This window comes from Rhodococcus sp. NBC_00297, assembly GCF_036173065.1.
Taxonomy (GTDB): Bacteria; Actinomycetota; Actinomycetes; order Mycobacteriales; family Mycobacteriaceae; genus Rhodococcoides.
Map to the genome: position 1 here is coordinate 1117174 of NZ_CP108041.1, position 23701 is coordinate 1140874.

The 23701-nt window shown below is 68.8% G+C and carries 23 protein-coding genes; 11 read left to right on the top strand and 12 right to left on the bottom strand.

The window, feature by feature from the left end; genetic code table 11:
* The first annotated feature begins 24 nt into the window (after positions 1 to 24).
* Genes OG947_RS05275 through OG947_RS05295 form a run of 5 tightly spaced genes read left to right on the top strand, consistent with a single transcriptional unit; the run spans position 25 to position 4493 of the window.
* Positions 25 to 312, top strand: a complete 288-nt coding sequence (locus OG947_RS05275) for a helix-turn-helix transcriptional regulator (RefSeq protein ID WP_027504195.1) — start codon at positions 25 to 27, stop codon at positions 310 to 312.
* Positions 309 to 875, top strand: coding sequence for a hypothetical protein (locus OG947_RS05280; RefSeq protein WP_037183974.1), 567 nt, complete (start codon positions 309 to 311; stop codon positions 873 to 875). Before OG947_RS05275 ends, OG947_RS05280 begins: the two co-directional genes overlap by 4 nt.
* Entirely contained in the window at positions 872 to 1768 is an 897-nt protein-coding gene (locus tag OG947_RS05285) for an ABC transporter ATP-binding protein (protein ID WP_027504196.1), read from the top strand. The genes OG947_RS05280 and OG947_RS05285 overlap by 4 nt, the downstream gene beginning before the upstream one ends.
* The gene (locus tag OG947_RS05290; RefSeq protein ID WP_328813269.1) at positions 1765 to 2985 is read left to right on the top strand and encodes an ABC transporter permease; all 1221 of its coding nucleotides are present in this window, start codon (positions 1765 to 1767) and stop codon (positions 2983 to 2985) included. The genes OG947_RS05285 and OG947_RS05290 overlap by 4 nt, the downstream gene beginning before the upstream one ends.
* Positions 2986 to 3005: 20 nt before the next feature.
* Entirely contained in the window at positions 3006 to 4493 is a 1488-nt protein-coding gene (locus OG947_RS05295) for a carboxyl transferase domain-containing protein (protein WP_328813270.1), read from the top strand.
* Here the strand turns inward: OG947_RS05295 and OG947_RS05300 are convergent.
* Both OG947_RS05300 and OG947_RS05305 read right to left on the bottom strand, forming a co-directional pair.
* Positions 4474 to 5004, bottom strand: coding sequence for a CGNR zinc finger domain-containing protein (locus OG947_RS05300; RefSeq protein WP_027504199.1), 531 nt, complete (start codon positions 5002 to 5004; stop codon positions 4474 to 4476). The two genes, OG947_RS05295 and OG947_RS05300, sit on opposite strands and share 20 nt — an antisense overlap.
* A 165-nt stretch (positions 5005 to 5169) precedes the next feature.
* Positions 5170 to 5850 carry a GOLPH3/VPS74 family protein gene (locus tag OG947_RS05305; RefSeq protein WP_222640862.1) on the bottom strand — a complete coding sequence of 227 codons (681 nt, stop codon included), beginning with the start codon at positions 5848 to 5850 and terminating at the stop codon, positions 5170 to 5172.
* A gap of 42 nt (positions 5851 to 5892) precedes the next feature.
* On the opposite strand from OG947_RS05305, the gene OG947_RS05310 reads away from it, so the two are divergent.
* The gene (locus OG947_RS05310) at positions 5893 to 7776 is read left to right on the top strand and encodes an AMP-binding protein (protein WP_328813271.1); all 1884 of its coding nucleotides are present in this window, start codon (positions 5893 to 5895) and stop codon (positions 7774 to 7776) included.
* Positions 7777 to 7788: 12 nt separating this feature from the next.
* Here OG947_RS05310 and OG947_RS05315 read toward each other — a convergent pair whose 3' ends face one another.
* From OG947_RS05315 to OG947_RS05325, 3 genes are all read right to left on the bottom strand, one after another.
* Entirely contained in the window at positions 7789 to 9144 is a 1356-nt protein-coding gene (locus tag OG947_RS05315; protein WP_328813272.1) for a cryptochrome/photolyase family protein, read from the bottom strand.
* A gap of 38 nt (positions 9145 to 9182) precedes the next feature.
* Positions 9183 to 10118: an esterase/lipase family protein gene (locus OG947_RS05320; RefSeq protein WP_328813273.1), complete on the bottom strand. Its 936-nt coding sequence runs from the start codon at positions 10116 to 10118 to the stop codon at positions 9183 to 9185.
* 151 nt (positions 10119 to 10269) lie between these two features.
* On the bottom strand, positions 10270 to 12447 hold the full coding sequence (locus OG947_RS05325; protein ID WP_027504203.1) for a glutamine synthetase III family protein: 2178 nt from the start codon (positions 12445 to 12447) through the stop codon (positions 10270 to 10272).
* A gap of 232 nt (positions 12448 to 12679) precedes the next feature.
* Here OG947_RS05325 and OG947_RS05330 point away from each other — a divergent pair, with 232 nt between their 5' ends.
* Positions 12680 to 13387, top strand: coding sequence for a response regulator transcription factor (locus OG947_RS05330; RefSeq protein ID WP_328813274.1), 708 nt, complete (start codon positions 12680 to 12682; stop codon positions 13385 to 13387).
* A gap of 23 nt (positions 13388 to 13410) precedes the next feature.
* Positions 13411 to 14727 (top strand): sensor histidine kinase, encoded by a 1317-nt coding sequence (locus tag OG947_RS05335; protein WP_328813275.1) that lies wholly within the window; start codon positions 13411 to 13413, stop codon positions 14725 to 14727.
* Between the two features lie 25 nt (positions 14728 to 14752).
* On the opposite strand, the gene OG947_RS05340 is transcribed toward OG947_RS05335, so the two are convergent.
* A complete protein-coding gene (locus tag OG947_RS05340) occupies positions 14753 to 15109 on the bottom strand; it encodes an FKBP-type peptidyl-prolyl cis-trans isomerase (RefSeq protein ID WP_027504206.1) in 357 nt (118 codons plus the stop codon).
* 70 nt (positions 15110 to 15179) lie between these two features.
* Entirely contained in the window at positions 15180 to 15866 is a 687-nt protein-coding gene (locus OG947_RS05345) for a DUF2848 domain-containing protein (protein ID WP_328813974.1), read from the bottom strand.
* 101 nt (positions 15867 to 15967) lie between these two features.
* Between OG947_RS05345 and OG947_RS05350 the strand changes: the two genes are divergently transcribed.
* A complete protein-coding gene (locus tag OG947_RS05350) occupies positions 15968 to 17329 on the top strand; it encodes an MFS transporter (RefSeq protein WP_328813276.1) in 1362 nt (453 codons plus the stop codon).
* On the opposite strand, the gene OG947_RS05355 is transcribed toward OG947_RS05350, so the two are convergent.
* The gene (locus tag OG947_RS05355) at positions 17326 to 17967 is read right to left on the bottom strand and encodes a GntR family transcriptional regulator (RefSeq protein ID WP_027504209.1); all 642 of its coding nucleotides are present in this window, start codon (positions 17965 to 17967) and stop codon (positions 17326 to 17328) included. The genes OG947_RS05350 and OG947_RS05355 overlap by 4 nt on opposite strands.
* A 59-nt stretch (positions 17968 to 18026) precedes the next feature.
* On the opposite strand from OG947_RS05355, the gene OG947_RS05360 reads away from it, so the two are divergent.
* Positions 18027 to 18824 (top strand): carbon-nitrogen hydrolase family protein, encoded by a 798-nt coding sequence (locus tag OG947_RS05360; RefSeq protein ID WP_027504210.1) that lies wholly within the window; start codon positions 18027 to 18029, stop codon positions 18822 to 18824.
* Positions 18825 to 18860: 36 nt separating this feature from the next.
* Here OG947_RS05360 and OG947_RS05365 read toward each other — a convergent pair whose 3' ends face one another.
* From OG947_RS05365 to OG947_RS05375, 3 genes are read right to left on the bottom strand one after another with little or no spacing between them, the layout of a single operon-like run.
* On the bottom strand, positions 18861 to 20168 hold the full coding sequence (locus tag OG947_RS05365; protein WP_037183979.1) for a citrate synthase: 1308 nt from the start codon (positions 20166 to 20168) through the stop codon (positions 18861 to 18863).
* Positions 20169 to 20220: 52 nt separating this feature from the next.
* Complete coding sequence (locus OG947_RS05370) at positions 20221 to 21147, bottom strand: carbohydrate kinase family protein (protein ID WP_222627761.1); 927 nt, start codon at positions 21145 to 21147, stop codon at positions 20221 to 20223.
* The gene (locus OG947_RS05375) at positions 21144 to 22118 is read right to left on the bottom strand and encodes an aldose 1-epimerase family protein (protein WP_328813277.1); all 975 of its coding nucleotides are present in this window, start codon (positions 22116 to 22118) and stop codon (positions 21144 to 21146) included. Before OG947_RS05375 ends, OG947_RS05370 begins: the two co-directional genes overlap by 4 nt.
* Positions 22119 to 22171: 53 nt before the next feature.
* Between OG947_RS05375 and OG947_RS05380 the strand changes: the two genes are divergently transcribed.
* A complete protein-coding gene (locus tag OG947_RS05380; protein WP_307109221.1) occupies positions 22172 to 22918 on the top strand; it encodes a CPBP family intramembrane glutamic endopeptidase in 747 nt (248 codons plus the stop codon).
* On the opposite strand, the gene OG947_RS05385 is transcribed toward OG947_RS05380, so the two are convergent.
* Positions 22905 to 23603: a TetR/AcrR family transcriptional regulator gene (locus OG947_RS05385; RefSeq protein ID WP_328813278.1), complete on the bottom strand. Its 699-nt coding sequence runs from the start codon at positions 23601 to 23603 to the stop codon at positions 22905 to 22907. The genes OG947_RS05380 and OG947_RS05385 overlap by 14 nt on opposite strands.
* Positions 23604 to 23701 lie beyond the last annotated feature (98 nt).

Genomic DNA, 23701 nt, shown 5'->3' on the forward strand with positions numbered 1-23701 from the left:
TGTGTTTATACAACACTTCGATATATGAGTCCGGTCAAACGCGGGACCACGCTCCCCATCCACAACCGCATCGGTGTGCTGCGCGCCGAGCGTCGGATGACCCGCGCCCAGCTCGCGGAACTCGTCGAGGTCAACCCGCAGACGGTCGGCGCACTCGAACGCGGCGACCACTACCCGAGCCTCGATCTCGCGATGCGCATCTGCGACGTGTTCGGGCTGCCGGTCGAGGCGGTGTTCTCGCGTACCGAGTTCGCGCCGCTGTCCACGGAGGTCTACCGACGCACCCAGCCCGAGGAAGGGACACCACGATGAGTGACACCGTTCTGGACCGCTATCAGGCGTTCCGCACCCGTCGATACCTGCAGAACGAGGCGCGGTACGCGCACTACCTCCCCGGCTGGCGCACCCGGTCACGGCGCCGGCTGCTGGTGTGGATTCTCGTCGCCTCGCTCGTCGCGCTCGCGGCATCGTCGATCTTCATTCTCGTCGGGCCCGAGTGGGCGCCGCTCACCTGGCTTCCCGGCGCGATCCTCATGAGCGTGTCGTGGACGACGCTGCAGATCGTCACCGGCCGCCGCAGCGATGCTCCCGCCGATGCGCTCGACGAGTGGGACCTGGAACGTCGCAACGCGGCTCGCTCCATCGGGTTCGCGATCACCCAGGGCGCGGTGACGGTTCCGGCGCTCGCACTGGTGTGGGCGACCACCTTCACCGACGATCCCCGACTGGCACTCGGTGGCGGATTCATCATACTGAGTGGTCTACTTGTCGGGATCTGCTCTCCCGGCATCATCCTCGCCTGGACGGCGCCGGTCGACGAACCGGACGAATTCCCCACTCCCACACCACACTCCCCCGAGAAAGGATCAGCATGAGCGGCTCGACTCTCGAGATCGACGACCTGCACAAGAGATACGGCGAGACCGTCGCACTCGACGGCGTCGGGTTCACCGTGAATCCCGGCGAGGTGTTCGGGTTCGTCGGCAGCAACGGTGCCGGCAAGACCACGACGATGCGCATCACCCTCGGCGTGCTGGGAGCCGATTCGGGAGAGGCACGCCTGAACGGGCAGCCCATCGACCTGAATGTGCGCCGCACCATCGGGTACATGCCGGAGGAGCGTGGGCTGTACCCGAAGATGAAGGTGGGGGCGCAGCTGAAGTACCTGGCCGAGCTGCACGGGCTGTCCACGTCCGACGCCTCCGCCGCGGTCGCGACCTGGACCGAGCGCCTCGGCATCGACGGCCGGGTGAACGACACGGTCGATTCACTGTCACTGGGAAACCAGCAGCGAGTCCAGTTGGCCGCAGCCCTGATTCACGATCCCGCCGTCCTGGTGCTGGACGAACCCTTCTCGGGTCTCGACCCCGTGGCCGTCGACACCATGAGCGAGGTGCTTCTCGAGAAGGCCCGCACCGGTGTCCCCGTGCTGTTCTCGAGCCACCAGCTCGATCTGGTGCAGCGCCTGTGCGATCGGGTCGGCATCATCGGTTCCGGCCGGATGAAGGCCGTGGGCAACGTCGACGAACTGCGCGGCAAGTCCGGCACCACCCTCGAGGTGCACGCCCCGGCCGCTCCCGCCGGCTGGGCCGACGCGCTGACCGGGGTCACCACCGTGTCGCACTCCGACGGGCGCACCAGCCTGTCGTTGGCGCCCGAGGCGGACGACCAGGCGGTGCTCGCCGCAGCGCTCGCCACCGGACCCGTGCACGAGTTCGCCCGCAGCACACCGTCCCTGACCGACCTGTACCGAGAGGTAGTGGCATGAGCGAGAAGCCGACCACCCGATCACCGCTCTCGGCGGGACGAGCCATCGCGCTCGTCGCCCGGCGCGAGTTCGACGTCCAGGTGCGGAAGAAGAGCTTCCTGATCTCCAACGCCATCGTGCTGCTGTTCATCGTCGGCGGCATCGTCGCGTTCTCGATCTTCTCCGGCGGCAGCGACTCCGAGGACCGGACGCCCCTCGGGCTGGTCGGTGACCAAAGCCTGTCCCAGACCCTCACCGCGGTGGGCGATCAACTCGGCGCTCCCGTCGAGGTCCGCGAGATCGGCTCGGCGGACGAGGCTCGCACGCAGGTCACCGACGGCGACGTGGACGTGGCGCTCGTCCCCGGGACCGGCGGCGCGTACACGGCCGTCACCGAGGACACCGTCGACGGCACCCTGAAGGCCGTCATCGACAGCGCGGTCGCCGCGCAGGCGCAGAACGACGCCCTCACCGGGCTGGGAGTCGATCCCGCCACCGTCACCTCGGCGACGAGCGCCGCCACGGTCACGGTCGAGGCCGTCGATCCGCCCGATCCCGCACAGGGTCAACGACTCGCGCTGAGTTTCATCGCCGTCATCCTGCTGTACGCCCAGATCATCACTTTCGGCATGTACGTCGCGATGGGTGTCGTGGAGGAGAAGTCGTCCCGGGTCGTCGAACTGCTGCTCTCCACCGTGCGCCCGCTGCAGCTGCTGTGGGGCAAGGTGATCGGCATCGGTGTGGTCGGACTGGTGCAGCTCACCGCGTACGGCGCCGCCGGCCTCATCGCGGGCACGGCCACCGGCACGCTCACGGTCACCGGTACCGCCGTCAGCGTCTTCGTCTCCACCATCGGCTGGTTCGTGCTGGGCTTCGCGTTCTTCGCGGTGCTCTACGCCGCCGGCGGCTCCATGGTGTCGCGCCAGGAGGACGTCAACTCGACGACCATGCCGCTGCTGATCGTGATCCTGGCGATGTTCTTCGCGGCGTTCTCGTCCATCGACGACCCGGGAGCGACACTGCCGACCGTCCTGTCGTGGATTCCCCCGTTCTCCGCCATCCTCATGCCGCTGCGCATCGCGGCGGGCGTCGCGGACCCGATCCAGATCGTGGGCACCATCGTGCTGATGATCGTCGCCACCCTGGTTCTCGCCGTCGTCGCGGCCAAGATCTACCAGCGCTCCATCCTGCGCATCGGCCGCACGGTGTCCTGGAAGGAGGCGCTCGGGCGCGCCTGATCGCACGCCATACTGAGCGCATGACGACCTCGGCGCAGCAGTTCCTCGACGCGGTGCTCGATCCCGGGACTTTCCTCTCGTGGGATCGGGCACCGCTCGTCGTCGCGGCGGACGAGCAGTACCTCGCCGACCTCGAGCGCGCACGAACCCGGAGCGGAGTGGACGAGGCGGTCCTGACGGGTGCGGGCACCGTCGGCGGGCGGCACGTCGCCGTGGTGGTGTGCGAGTTCGCGTTCCTCGCCGGATCCATCGGTGTGGCCGCGGCGGAGCGCATCACCCTGGCCGTGGAACGGGCCACGGCGGAGGGGCTTCCGCTGATCGCGTCCCCCACTTCCGGCGGCACGCGCATGCAGGAGGGCACCGCGGCGTTCGTACAGATGGTGAAGATCGCCGCGGCGGTGACCCTGCACAAGGACGTCGGCCTGCCCTACCTCGTCCATCTCCGGCACCCCACGACGGGCGGCGTGTTCGCGTCGTGGGGATCGCTCGGCCACGTCACGTTCGCCGAACCCGGTGCCCTCATCGGGTTCCTCGGACCGCGGGTCTACCAGGCCCTCTACGGCCAGGACTTCCCCGAGGGCGTGCAGACGGCCGAGAACCTGTTCCGCTGCGGCGTGATCGACGCGGTCGTCCCTCCCGCCGATGTCCGCGGCGTCCTCGAACGGGCCCTGGTGGTTCTGCAGGACGAACCGGAGGCGACCCCCGAGAACGCGCAACCGTCCGACGAGGGTGCGGACACCTCCGTGTCGGCGTGGCACTCGGTTCTCCTCAGTCGGCGCGACGACCGACCCGGTGTGCGAGAGCTGTTGGCAACGAACGTCTCTCATCACATCCCGCTGAGCGGCACGGGGCGCGGCGACTTCGACTCCACCGTCACCCTGTCCCTCACCCGGTTCCGCGGACGATCGTGCGTCCTGTTCGGGCAGGATCGCACCGGGCAGACGCCGGAGAACACCATGGGGCCCGGTGCGCTTCGAGAAGCGTTGCGCGGCATGCGTCTCGCGGAGCAGCTGGGCCTGCCGCTGGTCCTGGTGATCGACACGCTCGGCGCATCGCTCTCACGTGAGGCCGAGGAGCACGGGTTGGCTCCCGGAATCGCGCGCTGCATCTCGACGCTGATCACCCTCCGCACTCCCACCGTGTCGGTCCTGCTGGGGCAGGGCACCGGCGGCGGCGCGCTCGCACTGCTTCCCGCCGACCGCGTCGTGGCCGCGCAGCACGCCTGGCTGGCGCCGCTCCCGCCGGAAGGGGCGAGTGCCATCGTGCACCGCGACACCGCACACGCGCCCGCGATGGCCGAGGCGCAGGGCATCCGGCCCGTCGACCTCCGGTCGGCCCGGATCGTCGACACCATCGTGCCCGAGGACCCGGATGCCGCCGACGAACCGCACCGGTTCATGGGTCGCCTCGGGACCGCGATCGCTCGCGAACTCGACACCGTCACCGCCCTCGACCCGGGCGTCCGACAGTCCGAGCGACTGCGTCGGTTCAGGACGCTGGGGCAGTAGCCTTCGCGCGGTGCCGCCGGACCGCGTCGCGGTTGGAACAGGCCGTGCCGCAGTACCGTTGGCGACCGGTACGGGAGAAGTCGGCGTAGACACGGTCGCAGTCGTCCGCCGAACACCGACCGAGACGGTGCATGCCGCGGCCCACCAGATGCAGCGCGGTACCGACGCTCACCAGCGCGCGTACGACGTCCGCGAGCGGCAGATCCGGATCCCGGTAGTGCAGGTGCCAGCCGTCGTCGGCGTGGTTCGTCAACCTCGGGTATGCCGAGGTCTGCGCGAGCAACGCGTTCAGTGCGAGCGCCCGTTGCTCGTGCGTCGGCGCGTCGACCACGCCGAGCCACTCCTCGAAGAACACCTCCGCGCGGGCCAGATCGGTGTGCATGGCCACCGTGTCGTCGGACATGCCCGCCTCGAGGCACCGGCTCTCGAACTCCACCGCATCGGTCGGGGGCGAGTTCACGATGTCGACGGCCAGCCGGACCGCATATTCTCCGTAAGGGTTGAGGTGCACATGACCATTACAGCAGACTCGTCGTCATGAGCACCGTGGAATGTCTGCATCGATGGACGGTCGAGTCCCGCCACCGCACCAGCGAGGGCACCGTCGTCTATCACCGGTGCCACTGCGGACGGCACCGCGTCACCCGGGAGACCCCGGTCCAGGAAGCGGTCGGGATCAGCTCCCCGACGTACCGGCCATGACGGGAACCATCACCGCCACGGTGACCGCGGTGTAGACGTCCTGCACCGCCTTGCGCACGGCATCGCTCGCCCACTCCCCCTGCGCGATGTCCTTGGCACGGTTCTTCACCGCGCGCTTGTCCGCATCGGGAAAGACCTTGTGCGTCGCGTCGATCGCCGACAGCAACGCCACCACCGCGGACGTCCGCGCATCCGGATCGAGACCGTCGATCAGGACGGAGTGCAGCGTCTCGCGGACCCGGTCCTCGTGCGACGAATCGAGCGTCGGCCACGTGGTGGTGGGGAACAGCCCCAGGACCTTGCCCTTCTCCTCGCCGACGAAACCCCGCTCGACGACGCGGGCGACCACCTGCTCGCGAATGTCCTTGTGCAACTTCTCGACGGCCGACTTCGGCGTCATCGGACGTTTGGCCGTCTCGATCGCCTCCACGGCCCGCTCGAGTATCGGATCCGACACCGTTCGAGCGCCGGACACCGCGAGCCGGCCCTTCTTCGTCGTCTCGTTGTCGCCGGCCACCGACACGGTGCCGTCCATCGCGAGCTCGAGAATCACCGCGCCGGCGAGCACCCGCGGCAGCTTGGTGCTGTCGACGACGGGCTTGCCCGTTCCGTCGTCCAGCAGAAGAAGCAGCAGATCCTCGGCAATCAGGGTCATGTCTCGACCTTACGGAAGTGCGGCCGAGATTACAGTCGGCTCATGACCGAATCGGGCGCCTACCGCCAGGCCTACGACGCCGCTGCCGCCGACCCCGACGCCTTCTGGCTCGAGGCGGCGCGGGCGATCGACTGGGACGTCGCGCCGACCATCGCCCTGGACTCGTCGAACGCACCCTTCCACCGCTGGTTCCCGGACGGTCGACTGAACACGTGCGTCAACGCGCTCGACCGCCACGTCGCGGCCGGTGCCGGCGATCGGACCGCGCTGATCCACGATTCCGCCATGACGGGCGCTCGCGTGTCGTTCACCTACTCCGAACTCCTCGACCGGGTGTCCCGCTTCGCGGGGGCGCTCGCCGCTCGCGGCGTCGGTGCGGGTGATCGCGTCGTGCTCTACATGCCGATGATTCCGGAGGCCGTCGTCGCGATGCTCGCCTGTGCGCGCCTCGGTGCGGTCCACTCGGTGGTGTTCGGCGGGTTCGCCGCGAAGGAACTGGCCGCGCGCATCGACGACGCGGATCCCGTCGCGATCGTGACCGCCACTGGTGGTCTCGAACCCGGACGCACCGTCGACTACGTGACACCCGTCGCCGCGGCCCTCGCCATGTCGACGTCGTCCCCGCGTGCGGTCTTCCTCACGCGCCGACCGGAGATCGACATCGAGGCGCCGGGCGACTGGCTGGACTTCCATCGGGAACTCGACGCCGCGACCCCCGCGGATCCCGTGTCGGTCGCGGCGACCGATCCGCTCTACATCCTCTACACCTCGGGCACCACCGGGAAGCCGAAGGGCGTCGTCCGGGACAACGGCGGACACGCCGTCGCGCTGCGCTGGTCGATGACCAACATCTACGACGTCGGACCCGGCCAGGTCATGTGGACCGCCTCTGACGTGGGCTGGGTGGTCGGCCACAGCTACATCGTCTACGGCCCGTTGCTGGCCGGAGCGACGACGGTGCTGTACGAGGGCAAGCCCGTCGGCACCCCCGACGCGGGCGCGTTCTGGCGAGTGATCGAGGACTACGGGGTGCGTGCGCTGTTCACGGCGCCCACGGCACTGCGCGCCGTACGCAAGGTCGATCCGGAGGCCGCGCTGCTGCGCGATCACGACGTGTCGTCCCTGGAAACCCTGTTCGTCGCCGGCGAGCGCCTGGATCCGGACACCTTCGCGTGGGCGTCCCGCATCCTGGACCGACCGGTGGTCGATCACTGGTGGCAGACCGAGACGGGGTGGGCGATCTGCGCGAATCTCCGCGGGCTGGAACCGATGCCGCTGAAGTCGGGCTCACCGACGGTGCCGGTGCCCGGGTTCCACGTCGGCATCGTCGACGGCTCGGGGGCCGAGGTACCCGCCGGCACCGAGGGCAACATCGTGCTCGAACTTCCCCTGCCGCCCGGCACACTCGCCGGACTCTGGCAGGACGACGACCGGTTCCTGTCGTCGTATCTCGCCGCGTTCGACGGGTACTACCTCACCGGTGATTCGGGCTACGTCGACGAGGACGGCTACGTCTACGTCCTGGGGCGCACCGACGACGTCATCAACGTCGCGGGGCACCGATTGTCCACGGGCAGTATCGAAGCCGTCGTCGGCGCCCATCCGGCCGTCGCCGAGTGCGCCGTGATCGGCATCCACGACGAGACGAAGGGTCAACGCCCCAGCGCCTACGTCGTGCTCAAGACCGGCGTGGACATCGACGACGTCACCCTCCGCTCCGAACTCGCCGCCGCCGTTCGCGAGGACATCGGCGCCGTTGCCACGTTCCGTGACGTGACCGTCGTACAGGCGTTGCCCAAGACCCGTTCGGGCAAGATCCTGCGCAAGACGATGCGCCAGATGGTCGACGGCGACGAGGTGGTGGTGCCGTCGACCATCGAGGACGCGTCCGTGCTCGACGCCCTGGCGGCCCTCTTCAGGCCCTGAAGGACCGCACAGTCAGGACTTGAGCGCGCCGAAGCGTCGGAGCGCTTCCTCCCGCTCGTGTTTGTGGTCGACGATCGGCTCGGGGTAGTCCTCCGGCCGTCCGTTCTTCAGAGCGTGCACGGCTTTACCCTCGACACCGCGGAGCTCGGGAACCCAGCGACGCACGTAGTCGCCGTTCGGGTCGAACTTCTCGCCCTGCGTCGTGGGGTTGAACACCCGGAAGTACGGCGACGCATCGGTTCCCGTGCCCGCGGTCCACTGCCACCCGTGCTGGTTGCTGGCGATGTCGCCGTCCATCAGGTGCTGCAGGAAGAAGCGTGCACCCCGCCACCACGGCAGGTGCAGGTCCTTCACCAGGAAGGATGCGACGATCATCCGCACCCTGTTGTGCATCCAGTTCTCCGAGACCAGTTGGCGCATGCCCGCGTCGACGATGGGGAAGCCCGTCGTGCCGTCGCACCACGCCTGGAAGAGCTCGTCCGCGTGCGGCCCGGAGTCGAGCTCGATCTTGTCGAACCTCTTGTCGTAGTTCTCCCGAGCGCTGTCCGGTCGGCGAAAGAGTATGTCGGCGTAGAAGTCTCGGAAGCACAACTCGCGTCGGTACGCCTCCGAGCCGTCGCTCTTCAGTGAGGCCAGATCGGCCAGCATGGTGCGCGGGTGGATGGTCCCGTACTTCAGGTGCACCGACATCCGGCTGGTGCTGTCCTTGTCAGGACGGTTGCGCTCGTCGTCGTACCCGGTCGCACGGTCGTCGCGGAAGTCCGCCCACGAGGACAGCGCCGCCTTCTCGCCGGCCTCGACGTCCGCACGGGTCTTCTCCGTCGGAATGGTCACTCGCTTGCGGCCACCCGACACGTCGTCCGGATCGATCCACGACGCCGACGACGCGGAGGTGTCGGCGGGGCCGCGCCAGCCGTGGTCCTGCCAGCGGCGGTAGAACGGCGTGAAGACCTTGAAACCCTCGCCGTCGTCCTTGACGATGCGTCCGGGCGACACCGCGTACGGCGACCCCGTCCGCACCAGGTCGACCTTCTCGGCGACGGCGTCGTCGCGGCGTCGACCGTACGGACCGTAGTCCTCGCTCACGTGCACGGCGTCCGCTCCCACGGCCTTCGCCACGGCCGGAACCGCGGCCACCGGATCGCCCTTCACCACCATCAGGCGGCCGCCGAGCTGGTCGTCCAGCGCTGTCAACGACCGGAACAGCACGTCGCGGCGCGCGGCACCCGACGGGCCGAGGAGGTGATCGTCGAGCACGAACAGCGCCAGCACGTCCCGGCCGTCCTCCGCGGCGTGGGCCAGAGCCGGGTGGTCACCGAGGCGCAGGTCGCGGCGGAACCACAGGACGGAGGGTGCAGAAGAGCTCATGACAGACGTTCGTACCCGTTCCGCGCCCCGGCCGAACGTCAGGGTCCGGTGTAGGCCGGCTCGGCCGGAAGCACCTGCGTCTGGATCTGCGCGTCCACCAGGCCGGCGATGGCGGTGGGCGCGGTACGCAGCGGGCCCAGCGGATCGGTTCCGGGCGGGGTGAGCTGGAGACAACTCTGCGTGCCCACCCTCGACTCGACGGCCGGGCCGTCGTTGTCCAACGCGTCGGCCAGCATCGCGATCGCCGTGGCGTCCGACGGAAGCAGGACGTGGGAGACGTACTTCAGGGGGCAGACGTCCTGGATCACCAGGTTCGACGCCCCGGCCAACGCGCCGGCGGCCGGGGCCGGTCGCACCAGCTCGTCGAATGCCGTCGAGATCGTGGTGGCCGACGTACCCGCCGGGAACGGCGTCGACGTCAGTGCGGCCATGAAGTCGGACCCCTCGGAGAACTGCCAGACGGGGGCCGCACAGCCGCCCAGCGCCGCGCACACCGCATCGGTGTCCTGCGGAGCACCCACCGGAGCGAGCCCGACCACGTCGTCCACCACCGCGGCGACCTCGGGATCGGACTTCACCGCCCACGCGGCGAGAGTTCCGCCCTGGCTGTGGCCGACCAGATCGACCGGGCCACCGCGGGTGCTCGCGGTGCGCAGCACGGCGTCCACGACGAAGCGGGTGCTGATCTGCACGTCGACCGTCGCGCGCCGAGGCAGTTCCACCGTGCAGAACGGTCGACCGGTCTGCGTGAGCCACGGTTCGAGCACCGCGCCGAAGTCCTCGACACTGTTCGTCCAGGTGCCGTGCACCAACACCACAGGGTCCTCCGCCGCACCCGCGACGTCGCCGCTGCACGCGTAGGTGGAGCCGACGGCCGGGTCGGCGGGCGCTGCGACCGCCGTGACGGCGCTGACCACCACCGTCGCCGCCACCGCGGTCAGGACCAACCCGACCCGCACCGGTAGCGCGAACAACGACCCTGCATTCCACCCTGACGATCCTGATCCCGACGACCCCATGCCGCATCACCCCCGACGGGGAAGCTACCGCCCGCCGGAGGTGGTGCCGCACGGAAAACGGACATTCGGCACGCCTCGAGTGAATGTCACCAGCGCGCCGCGTGCATCACAGGACGAACAACATCTCCTGGTAGGTCGGCAGCGGCCACAGGTCGTCGGCGACGATGTCCTCGAGCTGATCGGCCGCCGCCCGCACCTCCGCCATGGCCGGAAGGAGTGCGTCCCTGGCGTGGGTGGCCTCGCCGAGCGCGTCGTGCCCGGTGTCGGCGTCCAGCGCGCCCTTCAGCGTCGCCAGCCCGGCCCGCAGAGCCGCGAGCGGCACGGACACGGTGTCCAGCGGTGCCCTGTCGATCTCCACGCCCACCGCCTGCAGCGCGGCCAGGTTCTGGGCGACCTCCGTCTGGTACCGCACTGCCGCCGGCAGCACGATGGTGGTGCCCATCTCGAGCGTCAACCGAGCCTCCACACCGATGGTGAGTGCGTACTGCTCGAGCCCGATCTCGTAGCGGCTGTGCATCTCTCGCGAGTTGAACACGTCGTACTTCGAGAAGAGGGCCAGTGCCTCGTCGGTGATGAGCTCCGGCAATGCGTCCAGCGTCGTGCGCAGGTTGGCGAGACCCCGCGCCTCCGCCTCGATGGGCCAGTTCTCCGAGTACCCGTCACCGTTGAAGACGACAGCGCCGTGGTCGGTGATGATCTGCGTCAACAGGTTCTGAACCGCGGTGTCGAAGTCGACCCCGTCCGCGACGGCCGTCTCGAGCTCGGTGGCCATGTGGTCGAGCGACTCGGCCATGATCGTGTTGATGACGACCATCGGCTCGTTCACCGTCTGCATCGACCCCGGAGCGCGGAACTCGAATCGGTTGCCGGTGAACGCGAACGGGCTCGTACGGTTGCGGTCGCCCGGATCGGTGGGCAGCACGGGTAGCGTGTCCGCCCCGATCATCATGGTGCCCTTGCCCTTCGAGGACGTCGCCGCGCCCTTGGCGATCTGGTCGAAGACGTCGGCGAGCTGGTCACCCAGGAAGATCGAGATGATGGCCGGCGGAGCCTCGTTCGCGCCGAGTCGGTGATCGTTCGTGGCCGACGCCACCGATGCGCGCAGCAGCCCGGCGTACTTGTGCACCGCGCGGATCACCGCGGCACAGAAGACGAGGAACTGTGCGTTGTCGTGCGGGGTGTCCCCCGGGACCAGGAGGCTGCCGAGCTCGGAGTTGCCCAACGAGAAGTTGACGTGCTTACCCGACCCGTTGACGCCCTCGAACGGCTTCTCGTGGAACAGGATCTCCATGCCGTGCTTCTTGGCGATGGTCTTGAACGTCGTCATGAGCAATTGCTGGTGATCCGCGGCGATGTTGCCGCGCTCGAACATCGGCGCGATCTCGAACTGTCCGGGCGCCACCTCGTTGTGCCGGGTCTTGGCCGGGATGCCGAGCTTGAACAGTTCGCGCTCGGTGTCCATCATGAAGCCCAGGACGCGTTCGGGAATCGCGCCGAAATAGTGGTCGTCGAACTCCTGGCCCTTGGGCGGCTTCGCACCGAACAGGGTGCGCCCCGCGTTGAGCAGATCCGGACGCGCCAGGAAGAAGTGCCGGTCGACGAGGAAGTACTCCTGCTCCGGTCCGCAGAAGGACACGACGTGCTCGGGATCCTCGTGTCCGAAGAGCGTCAGGATGCGCTCGGCGTGCCGGCCCATCGCCTGCTGGGAGCGCAGCAGACCCGTCTTGTGGTCCAGTGCCTCACCGGTCATCGACACGAACACCGTCGGGATGCACAGCGTGTTGCCGTTCGGATTCTCGAGGACGTACGCCGGGCTGGTGACGTCCCACCCCGTGTAACCACGCGCCTCGAAGGTGTTGCGCAGACCGCCGTTCGGGAAACTCGACGCGTCGGGTTCGCCCTGGATCAGCGTCTTGCCGGCGAACTCCGCCAACGCGGAACCGTCCGACACCGGCTCGAGGAAACTGTCATGCTTCTCCGCTGTCAGACCCGTCAGCGGGTAGAACACGTGCGCGTAGTGCGTCGCCCCCTTCTCGATGGCCCAGTCCTTCATCGCGGACGCCACCGCGTCGGCCACCATCGGATCGAGCGGCGCACCGTGCTCGATCGTCTTCATCACCGACTTGTAGACCGACTTCGGCAGGCGCTTCTGCATCACCACGCGGTTGAACACGTTCTCGCCGAAGACCTGACCCGGAGTCTCCGTGTCGGTGTAGCTGACGGCGGGAGGCTGGTACGCCTCGACCGCTCGCAGAGCCTGGAGACGGACCGTGTTCGCGCTCATCGTGATACCCCTTGCATGCTCGACCCCGACCGCGCTGGATGCACCGACGGCTTCGAGAGACGATAGAGACGCTCTGTTCCGGGAAGATTGCGCAGACGTGACCACCGCGATCGTTCCCGGCCCGGCCGGTTGTGTGCAGTGATCCGCGGTGAGCGCGGATCACTGCACACAGGTCGACTCCCGCGGCGCGGGGCGCATCCGCACACCACGGGCGTTCCGGCACAATCGACGGATGACCGCTCCGGACCAGCCCACCGTCCTCGTGGTGGACGACGACGTCGACGTGCTGGCCTCGATCGAGCGCGGACTGCGGCTGTCCGGGTTCACCGTGCTCACCGCTCGCGACGGCGCCGCCGCTCTCGACCTCGTCGGTGCGCAGGATCCGGACGTCGTGGTGCTGGACATGAACATGCCCGTCCTCGACGGCAACGGCGTGGTCACCGCATTGCGCGCCCGCGGCAACGACGTCCCGGTGTGCGTCCTGAGCGCGCGCAGTTCCGTCGACGACCGCATCGCGGGCCTCGAGTCCGGCGCCGACGACTACCTGACCAAGCCGTTCGTCCTCGCCGAACTCGTGGCACGCATCAACGCGATGCTGCGCCGCCGCGGCACGATCGGCTCCAGCGTCCCGGCCACTGCCGCCGTGGTGGTCGGGCCGCTGAGCCTCGACGAGCCGGGCCACCGCGCCACCATCGACGGGCGGCCCCTCGACCTCACCAAGCGCGAGTTCGAACTCCTCGCCGTCCTCGCGCACAACGCCGGAGTGGTGCTCAGCCGGGAGCGGCTCCTGGAACTGGTGTGGGGGTACGACTTCGTGGCCGACACCAACGTCGTCGACGTCTTCGTCGGGTACCTGCGCCGGAAGATGGAGAGCGGTGGGGTGCCACGGATCCTGCACACCGTCCGCGGCGTCGGCTTCGTCCTGCGCACGGCTTCATGAAGCTCCTCCGGCCTTCCCGGCGCATGAAAACTCTCCGGCCCTCCCGGGTCTTCTCGCTGCGCGCCCGCGTGGCCGCCGCCACCGCCCTGGGCGCCCTCATCATCGTCTCGCTCGTCGGTTGGTACGTCGCAGCGGCCATCTCCCGCAACAACATCCTGCAGCTCGACCGTCGGCTCGAGACCGCGTCGGAGGTGGTGGTGCCGCGTGCGCAGACGTTCGAGATGTTCCTCGGGAGCCTGAGCAGGTCCGAGGCCTTCGCCATCACGATCAGGCAGACCGATCAGGTGCGGGCCAGTACTCAGCCGCAGCTCCCCGCGATGCCGCTCGGTTCGGCGACCGCCGACGTCGACGGCACCCCGTTCCGCGTCTACACCGCCGCGGTGCCGGACCGGACGGACGTCACCGTGTCCATCGCGGTGCCGTTGTCGGAGGCGCAGGACATCACCGACGACCAGCAGCGGCAGGTGCTGCAGGCCGGCGCTCTGGCGGTCGGCGCGTCGACGGCACTCGGCTGGATCCTCGGCGGACGGGCAGTTCGCCCGTTGATGAGGCTCACGCACGACGTCGCGAAGGACCCGCCGACACCACCCCGCAAGTCGACGGGTGTGCGGGAGGCGGACGCCCTCGCGGCCGCCGTCGGCGACATGCTGCAGCGAGTGTCGGACGCCCAGGCGCGCACCGAGAGCGCCCTCGAGACGGCCCGCGACTTCGCCGCCGTGTCGGCGCACGAGCTGCGGACGCCGCTGACCGCCATGCGTACCGACATCGAGGTGCTGCGCACGCTCGATCTCTCGGCCGAGCAGCGGCAGGAGATCCTCGACGACCTGCAGCGCACGCAGGGCCGGGTGGAATCGACTCTCGCCGCGCTGGAACGGCTGGCCACCGGAGAGCTGACCACCGACGCGGACCGGGTGAGCGTGGACGTCGTGGAGATCGCCGACCTCGTCGCACGGGACGCCGCGCGGACGTTGCCGGAGACGCGGGTGCGGGTGGAGGCCGACGGGCCGGTGTCCGCCCTGGGTCATCCCACGGGACTACGGTTGGCGCTCGACAACGCCGTGCTCAATGCCGTGCGTCACGGCGGCGCGACGACCGTGGTGATCAGCGTGGCGCGCACGACGGAGGGCGCGCGAATCAGCGTGGACGACAACGGGTCCGGCGTCCCGGAGGAGGAGCGGGAACGTGTCTTCGGACGCTTCGAGCGCGGATCACGAGCCGCGGCGGGCGGATCCGGACTCGGGCTCGCACTGGTCGCCCAGCAGGCTCACCTGCACGGTGGAACTGTGCATCTGGAGGCGAGCCCGCTGGGCGGTGCGAGGTTGGTGCTCGACGTGGCGTGAGCCCGTCGAATCTGCGGAGCAGAGATCAGGCGTTCAGCAGATCGATGACGAAGACGAGGGTCTTGCCGGACAGCCGATGTCCGGCGCCTGCGGGGCCGTAGGCGAGCTCCGGCGGGATGGTGAGCTGACGGCGTCCGCCGACCTTCATGCCGGGAATGCCGTCCTGCCAGCCCTGGATGAGGCCGCGCAGCGGGAAGGTGATGGACTCGCCGCGGTTCCAGGACGAGTCGAACTCCTCGCCGCTCTCGAACTCGACGCCCACGTAGTGGACTTCGACGGTGCCGCCGGGAACGGCTTCCGCGCCGTCACCGACCGTGATGTCCTGGACCACGAGGTCGGTAGGAGGGGGGCCGGCCTGGAACTCGATCTCGGGCTTGGTCACGATGAACTCCTGTAGTCGACTGATACCGAACGACGATGTCCTGTACCGATCGACTGTAACGTGACTGCGCTCAGCCTATCGGGGACGGCATGGCGACGGTGCGGTAAGCGCAGGTCAGAGTCCGATCGGTCGCCGGGTCGCGCAGCTCGACCTTCCACGCGCTCGCGAACTGGTCCACCCCCGGAACCATCGACACCGTGCCGGACATCAGCACCGTGCCCGCCCGGAAGAGCCCCCGCTCGGTGAGGACGTCGAGCCAGTGATCGGGCGAGAGCAGATCGCCCAGAGTGCCGTCCTGGATCAAGGTCTCGTCGTCTCCGACCCGGGCGCGCAGCGTGATGTCGTCGAGGCGGTCGGCCACCTCCGCGAGCCGCCAGGCCCCGGTGCCGAGCACGTCGGGTGAGGCGTTCTTGCTCCACGCGACGCTGTGCACCTCGAGATCGCGATCGGTGTGGTCGCACGCGACGGTCAGCAGCACGTCGTCGCGGGTGGGACCCGTGATCACCAGTGCCCACTCCGCCTCGCCCGAGGTGTGTCCGTGCTGGACGTGCACCTCGGAGGTCTGCTGTGCCAGGTAGGGCGAGATGGGGTACATCGCCGGAATGGTGGTCGGTGCGGAAACGCCGAGCTCGGCCAGTTCGGCGATGTGGGACGCGACCTCGGCCTGGTCACGGCCCGCGTACCCGGCGTTCAGGAGTGTGGTCACGGTGACCGACTCGGTGGAACCGTCGGGAAGTTCGAAGGTCAGTGTCGTCATCATTTCTCCTGTTACTTCTCTGTTTCGGAAGCGCTCGAGGGGTTGCGCATACGTCTTGTATACAGCAAGTATATGAACCACGACACCCGAAAGGACATCCCATGGACGGCACGACACCCGACGGCCGAGGGGCGGTGCGTCCCGACCGGACTGCGCTGACCAAGGCTTTCGCTGCCAGCCTGACCGGTACGGCACTGGAGTGGTACGACTTCGCCGTCTACTCCGCGTCGGCCGCACTGATCTTCCCCATCATCTTCTTCCCGGAGAGCGACCCGTTGACGGGAACGCTGCTCGCGTTCTCGACCTACGCCGTGGGGTACGTCGCGCGACCCATCGGCGGATTCGTCTTCGGCCGCCTCGGCGACGTCATCGGACGCAAACAGCTGCTCGTCATCACGTTGTTGCTCATCGGCGTCACGACGTTCCTCATCGGACTGCTGCCGGGCTACGCGACCATCGGCGTCGCGGCGCCGATCATCCTGGTGGCGTTGCGGTTCGCGCAGGGCGTCGCCGTCGGCGGCGAGTGGGGCGGTGCCGTCCTGCTCTCGAGTGAGTACGGCAATCCGCGCAAGCGTGGATTCTGGTCGTCCGCGGCGCAGATCGGCCCGCCCGCCGGCAACCTGATGGCCAACGGCGCTCTCGCGGCCCTGACCTTCGCCCTCACCGAGGAGCAGTTCGAGTCGTGGGGCTGGCGCGTGGCATTCCTGCTGTCGGCCGTTCTGGTCGGCTTCGGACTGTGGATCCGCCTGAAGCTCGAGGACACCCCGGTGTTCAAGGCGCTGCAGGAGAGCGGCGACCGACCCGCGGCACCGATCACCGAGGTGTTCCGCGAGCAGCGCCGCCCCCTGATCGCCGCGATCCTCTCGCGCATTGCGCCCGACGTCATCTACGCCCTCTTCACCGTCTTCTCCATCACCTACGGCGTGCAGAAGCTCGGCTTCGTGCGCAGCGAGGTGCTCACGGCCATCCTCATCGGCTCGGCGTTCCAGCTGGCCACCATCCCGCTGGCGGGCGCACTGTCCGACATCGTGAACCGGCGACTGCTCTACGCCGTCGCGGCCGTGGGCGGCGTCGCGTGGGTGGCCGTCTTCTTCCTCCTCATCGGCGGCAGCTCGTTCGGCATGCTCGTCCTGGGCGTCGTCGTCGGACTGACGTTCCACTCGTTCATGTACGGGCCGCAGGCCGCGTTCGTGACGGAGCAGTTCTCGCTGCGCCTGCGCTCCACCGGTGCCTCGCTGGCGTACACGATCGCCGGCGTCTTCGGCGGCGCGATCGCTCCGCTCATGTTCACGTTCCTGCTCGACCGCACCGACAGCTGGGTGCCCGTCTTCGTCTACATCATGGCGATGGGTGTGCTCACCGTCCTCGGCCTCGCACTCGGCCGTGGTCCTGATCCCGCGGAGGAGGAGAGCTACGTCGCGCAGAACCTCGGCGCCGAGCAGCTCTCGGCGCGGGAGAGCTAGCCGCGCAGCAGGATTCGCATGGTGACGTCCAGGTGTGCATCGATCTGCGCGGACGCCGCGGCCAGATCCCCCGAGGCCAACGCGTCGACGATCGCGCGATGCTCGGTGCACACCTGGCGCTTGCGGTCGGGAGCGCCGAACAGCGCGGACAACCCGGCACGCAACTGCCGCGCCCGCAGCCCGGCGTACGTCCGGGACAGCAACTCGCTGCCTGCGGAGTCGATCAGTTCCTGGTGGAACGTACCGTCGAGGTCGATGAAGGTTCGAGCGTGATCCTCGGCGGCACCGGCAGCCAGGGCCTCCTGCGACTCCAGAGTGGCCGTCATCGCCGCGATGGGTACGTTCCCGGCGTCGATCGCCTTCTCCGCGGCGTGCCGTTCGAGCACGCCGCGCAGGTCCATCAGTTCACCGATCTGGCGCCCGGACATCGGCGGCACGTACGCGCCCCTGCCGCGCACCATCTCGATGAGACCCTCGGACACCAACAGCAGCAACGCTTCTCGAACCGGGGTGCGCGACACCCCGATCTGCGACGCCAGCTCACCCTCGTTCAGGAACGTGCCCGTGAACGCCGGTTCGGACAGCACGCGGTCGCGGAGATAGACATAGGCACGCTCGCGACCGGACTGTTCTTGCATACTGTGTGTATACCAGTCACGACCCTCGACACCCCGCACGCCGACGTCAGGAGCACCGCATGAGAATCAGCCTCGCCCAGATCACCGCGTCCCGCGATCCGAACGAGAACCTCGACCTGGTGCGCTCGTCCGTCCGTGACGCCGTGGACGCGGGCGCCCGGCTGTGCGTCCTTCCCGAGGCCACGATGCGCCGATTCGGCGGATCGATCGCCGACGTCGCCGAGCCGCTCGACGGCCCCTGGGCCACCGCGGTGCGCGAGATCGCCGACGACGCGGGCATCACCGTCGCGGCCGGCATGTTCACCCCGGCCGTCGGCGGTGACGAGCGGGTGCGCAACACCCTGCTGATCACCGGCGGGGGCGTCGAGGCGTCGTACGACAAGATCCACCTGTTCGACGCGTTCGGTTTCGCCGAGTCCGACACCGTCGCACCGGGAACCGAGCCGGTGGTCGTCGACATCGACGGCGTGGGTGTCGGCTTCGCGACGTGCTACGACATTCGCTTCCCCGGCCTCTTCCAGACCCTCGCGGACCGCGGCGCCCTGCTCACCGTCGTCGCCGCGTCGTGGGGCCGCGGCCCCGGCAAGGTGGATCAGTGGACACTGCTCGCCCGCGCCCGCGCACTGGACTCGACGACGTTCCTCGCGGCCTGCGGGCAGGCGGACCCCGCCGAGTCGGGTATCGAGATCTCCGGCTCGGCACCCGTGGGCGTCGGCAACTCGATGGTGGTGTCCCCCACCGGCCACGTGCTCGACCAGCTCGGCGCGGCGCCCGGTCTGCTCACGCTCGACATCGACCCGAACGAGATCGACGCGGTGCGCCAGAACTTGCCGGTGTTGGCCAACCGGAAGTTCTGACGCACCGCGTCGGGGGTGTCGCGAGGGGCGGGCCGATCAGCGGCCGTCGATGCCCTCGTAGCCGCGCTCGGTGTAGCCCGTGTAGATCTGACGGGGGCGGCCGATCTTGGCGTTCGGGTCCTGGTGCATCTCCTGCCAGTGCGCGATCCACCCGGGCAGGCGGCCGAGCGCGAACAGCACCGTGAACATGCGCTCGGGGAAGCCCATGGCGCGGTAGATGAGACCCGTGTAGAAGTCGACGTTCGGGTACAGCTTGCGCTCGACGAAGTAGTCGTCGGACAGGGCGACCTCTTCGAGTTTCATCGCGATGTCGAGCAGCTCGTCGTTGGTGCCGAGCTTCTCGAGGATCGAGTGCGCCGTCTTGCGCACGATGGCCGCGCGCGGGTCGTAGTTCTTGTAGACACGGTGTCCGAAGCCCATGAGCTTGACACCGTCCTCCTTGTTCTTGACCCGCTTCAGGAAGTCCGCGCTGTCGCCGCCCTCGCTCTGGATGCGGTAGAGCATCTCGAGGACGGCCTGGTTGGCGCCGCCGTGCAGCGGACCCCACAGTGCGTTGATGCCGCCGGAGATGGACGTGAAGAGGTTGGCGTCGGACGAGCCGACCAGGCGCACCGTCGACGTCGAGCAGTTCTGCTCGTGATCGGCGTGCAGGATGAGCAGCATGTCGAGCGCCTTGACCATCTCGGGATCGGCCTCGTAGGGCTCGGCCGGGAAACCGAAGGTCATGCGCAGGAAGTTCTCGACGTAGCTCTTCGAGTTGTCCGGGTACAGGAACGGCTGGCCCACCGACTTCTTGTACGCGTACGCGGCGATGGTCGGCAGCTTGGCCAGCAGACGGATCGTCGAGAGCTCGACCTGCTCGGGGTCGTTCGGGTCGAGCGAGTCCTGGTAGTACGCGGACAGCGCGTTGACCGCGGACGAGACGACGGGCATCGGGTGGGCGTTGCGCGGGAAGCCGTCGAAGAAGCGCTTGAGGTCCTCGTGCAGCAGGGTGTGCCGACGGATGCGGTCGGTGAAGTTCTCCAACTCGACGGTGGTGGGCAGCTCCCCGTAGATCAGCAGGTAGCTGACCTCGAGGAACGACGACTTCTCGGCGAGCTGGTCGATCGGGTATCCGCGGTAGCGCAGGATGCCCTCGGCACCGTCGATGTACGTGATGGCGGACTTGGTGGAGGCCGTGTTGACGAACCCACCGTCCAGCGTCGTGTACCCGGTGTTCGCGAGCAGTTTGCCCAGCTCGATACCGTCGTTGCCTTCGGTCGCTCTCGCAATGGTCATCTCGTGTTCGCCGCCGGGATAGATCAGCTTGGCGGTGGCGGCGTTGTCGGCATTCTCAGCGGGCACGAAGGGTCCCTCTCGAGCTCGGTGTAACGGAACTTGTGGTGTCTCGATAAAACTAGTCGTCGCCGACCTCGTCCGCCCAGGGAGGGTCCGCCCCCGGTCGTGACACGGTGATGGCGGCTGCCTTCGCGGCGAACGTGAGAGCCGCCGTCCAGGCCTGTGAATCGAGTCGCAGAAGGTCCGCCGACGAGCGCACGCCGTGCTCCGTCAGGTGGTGGAGCATCGCCCCGTGGACGGTGTCGCCCGCACCGATGGTGTCCGCGACCTGCACCGACACACCGGGAACGACTGTCTCGCCGGCCGTGGTGACCACCGACAGCCCGTCCCCGCCGCGCGTGACGACGACGGCCGTCACGCCCGCGTCCAACCAGTCTCGGACGGTGGTGCCCTGCGGCCCCTCCCCCAGCCATCCCGCGTCCTCGACCGACACCTTGAGGATGTCGATCGACGGAAGCCAGGTACGGAACCGGGCGCGGTAACCGTCGCCGTCCGTCATCGCGGCCGGGCGGATGTTCGGATCGAGCATCGTCAGGACCCCGGCGTCGTGCACCCTCGCGAGCAGCGCCGCGTACACGCTCGCGCCCGGCTCGTAGAGCAGCGACAGCGTGCCGAACGACGCCGCGGTCACCGACTCGGGGATGGTCGCGGGCGCCTCGACGAGTCGGTCCGCGGTGCCGTCTGCATAGAACGAGTACTCGGCGGCGCCGTGCGCGTCGAGCACGGTCAGGGCGAGCGTGGTCAGCTCCGGCCCACGCTGCAGCAGGTCGAGTCCCACCTTCGACGCCTCCAGCCACGCCACCAGGTCGCGGCCGAACGGGTCGCGGGAGATGCGGGAGAGGAACTGCACGTCCGCACCGAGGCGGCCGAGCGCGACGGCGACGTTGAACGGGCCGCCGCCCAGCTTCGGCGTCAACGCGGGACCACCGCCCCGGCGATCGGGCACCAGATCGACCAGCGCCTCGCCGCACACGAGGATCGTCACGAGGCGATCCCGTCGTCCGCCCGGATGCCCCAGCTCCCGGTCCAGGTCTCCCCCGGCTCCAGCACGATCAGCCCCACCCCTGAGTTCAGCGCGTCCGGTGGGCATGTCATCGGTTCGATCGCCAGGGCGCGGCCGCGGTCCGGGTAGGCCTGATCGTGCGCCGGATCCGCCGTGAACACCTGCACCCACGGGAAGTTCGCGTCGGTCCACAGCACGGTGGCCGCGCTGTCCGGCGGCGTCAGGTACTGCCGTGCGATGCCGTCCGCGTCCGGGACGAGGGCACTGAACGGGGTGTCGAGCCAGACTCCGGCGAGGCTCCGCGCCGCAGCGAAGTCGAGGTCCGTGTCCTGCACGGGCACGGGGCCGCCGCTGGGCAGGTTGCGCTCGCCGTCGAGCGGGAGACGCACACCCGCCGAGAGTCGGAGCGTGCACTCGTCCAGGGGCGCATCACCTGCGCGGACGAACGAGTGGACGCCCATGCCGAAGGGCGCGGTGCGGTCGCCGACGTTCGTGGCCGTGTGGGTGACGGTCAATCCGTCGTCGCCGAGGCTGTGCCGAGCTGTCAGCCGCAGCGCGAAGGGCCATCCCTGCTCGCCACCGATGTCGATGGTGTGGGTAATCGACGAGTCGGACCGCTCCGCGACGTCCCATTCCCGTCGACGGACGAGTCCGTGACTCGCGTTGTTCCGGGCCGGTTCGGTGATCTCGAGCTGATGTGTCTCACCGTCGAACGTGAACCGGCCGTCGCGCGTGCGGTTGGGCCACGGTGCGAGAACAAGCCCCGCCGACAACGGGGGTTTGGCGGCGACCCGATCCCGACCGGCCTCCGGCCTGCCCGCGTCCCACGTCTCGGTGAGCCGCCGGCCGGCATGCTCGAGGGCTCGCAGTCCCGCACCGGTGGCGGCGACGTCGGCTCTGTACGCACCGTGGCGCAGCGAATGGGACAGGGCGGATGGCGCGTCGTCGACCATGGCAGCACGCTACCGCCCTGATGTGACTCGCCGTTCTCTGTACGGTGGATCGGGTGTCCACAGTCGTCGTCGCCACCGAACCGGTGACATCCCGCCGTTGGTTCGACAGGACCCTCGTCGACATCGTCGTGGTCGTCGCCGCCCTCGTGGTCTTCAACCTGACCGCGCACTTCGCGCCCACTCCCATCGCGGTCGCCGCGGTGCCGGTCGGGGCCCTGCTCCTGCTCGCCTTCGCTCGTGCGCGCGGCGTCCAGTGGAGCGACCTCGGGCTGAGCAACATCGGGCGCGGAGCCCGTCACGGCGCCGCTGCGGCCGGACTCACGCTGGTGGTGGTGGCCATCGCCGCCTCGATCCCCCTCACCCAGAGCGCCTTCCTCAACGAGCGGTACGGCGTCAACGTCGGCGCCACGCTGTTCGCGGCCCTCGTCATCATCCCGCTCCAGACCGTCATTCCCGAGGAGCTCGCGTTCCGCGGCGTCCTGCACGCGAAGTTGTCGCGGCGCTTCGGCATTCGCGCGGTCGCCGTCATCGGCTCGCTGCTCTTCGGCCTGTGGCACGTGGCGTCGTCACTCGGCCTGACAGTGGGCAACGACGGGTTCTCCGCCGTGCTGGGAACCGGACTGTTCGGCCAGATCATCGGGGTGTGCGGCGCCGTCGCCGGGACCACCGTCGCCGGCTTCGTCTTCACCTGGCTGCGCCATCGCGGCGGGAGCATCCTCGCTCCCATCGGTCTGCACTGGGCACTCAACGGCGCCGGCGCGTTGGCCGCACTCGCGGTGTGGCACGTCACCTTCCACTGAGGTCGAGCGTCGAGGCGAGATTCCGCACGATGTCGGCGTAGAACGCGCCGGTGTCCTCGGTGACGCCGACCAGATGGCCGAAACGCTCGAACGACACCGCGCCGAAGACCGTGATCCACGCCGACAATGTGCGGGCCATCAGGTCGGGCGTCATCACGCCACTCACGTCCTCCCCGCGGGTCTCGCGGAAGTGCTGCACGACGAAGTCGCGCGCCGGTGAATAGTTGTCGGGCTCGATACGGACCGGCGGTGCAGACCGATGCGCGTCGACGACGATGCTCACCACCACGAGAGTCGGGCGCGTGGCCGGACCGACGGTCGTCTGCGGCGCTCGATAGCCGGGCACGGGCGAGCCGTACAGCAGCGCGTACTCGTGCGGGTGCGCCGCGGCCCACGATCGCAGTGCGTCACACACCGCGACCCAGCGGTCGACAGCCTTCCCACCCTGCGGATCCGCATCCTCGAGGGTCGCACCCAGCTCGTCGTAGCACTGCACGATCAGTGCCGTGAGCAGCTCGTCCCGACTCGCAACGTAGCGATAGACGGCCGAGGACACCATGCCGATCTCCCGCGCCACGGCGCGCAGGGACAGCGCCGCGGGTCCGATGTCGGCGAGCTGTGTCCGTGCGGCGCTCAGGATCGCGGCCATCGTCTCCGTACGTGCGGTCTCCCGGGGCGTGGGCATGCCTTCACAGTAACCGAGAGCACCGCTCTTGACTTTCGAGAGCGGTGCTCTCATAGTTGTGGCGAGAGCGGTGCTCTCCACTACGGAAGGTGTTTCTC

What these genes read in the sequence shown, in the direction of transcription:
- OG947_RS05310 (WP_328813271.1), top strand. Translation starts at nt 5,893, where the DNA reads ATGACCGAATCGGGCGCCTACCGCCAGGCCTACGACGCCGCTGCCGCC.
- OG947_RS05280 (WP_037183974.1), top strand. Translation starts at nt 309, where the DNA reads ATGAGTGACACCGTTCTGGACCGCTATCAGGCGTTCCGCACCCGTCGA.
- OG947_RS05275 (WP_027504195.1), top strand. Translation starts at nt 25, where the DNA reads ATGAGTCCGGTCAAACGCGGGACCACGCTCCCCATCCACAACCGCATC.
- OG947_RS05325 (WP_027504203.1), bottom strand. Translation starts at nt 12,447, where the DNA reads ATGAGCGCGAACACGGTCCGTCTCCAGGCTCTGCGAGCGGTCGAGGCG.
- OG947_RS05345 (WP_328813974.1), bottom strand. Translation starts at nt 15,866, where the DNA reads ATGACGACACTGACCTTCGAACTTCCCGACGGTTCCACCGAGTCGGTC.
- OG947_RS05355 (WP_027504209.1), bottom strand. Translation starts at nt 17,967, where the DNA reads ATGCAAGAACAGTCCGGTCGCGAGCGTGCCTATGTCTATCTCCGCGAC.
- OG947_RS05385 (WP_328813278.1), bottom strand. Translation starts at nt 23,603, where the DNA reads ATGCCCACGCCCCGGGAGACCGCACGTACGGAGACGATGGCCGCGATC.
- OG947_RS05305 (WP_222640862.1), bottom strand. Translation starts at nt 5,850, where the DNA reads ATGACCCTGATTGCCGAGGATCTGCTGCTTCTTCTGCTGGACGACGGA.
- OG947_RS05330 (WP_328813274.1), top strand. Translation starts at nt 12,680, where the DNA reads ATGACCGCTCCGGACCAGCCCACCGTCCTCGTGGTGGACGACGACGTC.
- OG947_RS05295 (WP_328813270.1), top strand. Translation starts at nt 3,006, where the DNA reads ATGACGACCTCGGCGCAGCAGTTCCTCGACGCGGTGCTCGATCCCGGG.
- OG947_RS05285 (WP_027504196.1), top strand. Translation starts at nt 872, where the DNA reads ATGAGCGGCTCGACTCTCGAGATCGACGACCTGCACAAGAGATACGGC.
- OG947_RS05315 (WP_328813272.1), bottom strand. Translation starts at nt 9,144, where the DNA reads ATGAGCTCTTCTGCACCCTCCGTCCTGTGGTTCCGCCGCGACCTGCGC.
- OG947_RS05350 (WP_328813276.1), top strand. Translation starts at nt 15,968, where the DNA reads ATGGACGGCACGACACCCGACGGCCGAGGGGCGGTGCGTCCCGACCGG.
- OG947_RS05335 (WP_328813275.1), top strand. Translation starts at nt 13,411, where the DNA reads ATGAAAACTCTCCGGCCCTCCCGGGTCTTCTCGCTGCGCGCCCGCGTG.
- OG947_RS05360 (WP_027504210.1), top strand. Translation starts at nt 18,027, where the DNA reads ATGAGAATCAGCCTCGCCCAGATCACCGCGTCCCGCGATCCGAACGAG.
- OG947_RS05375 (WP_328813277.1), bottom strand. Translation starts at nt 22,118, where the DNA reads ATGGTCGACGACGCGCCATCCGCCCTGTCCCATTCGCTGCGCCACGGT.
- OG947_RS05290 (WP_328813269.1), top strand. Translation starts at nt 1,765, where the DNA reads ATGAGCGAGAAGCCGACCACCCGATCACCGCTCTCGGCGGGACGAGCC.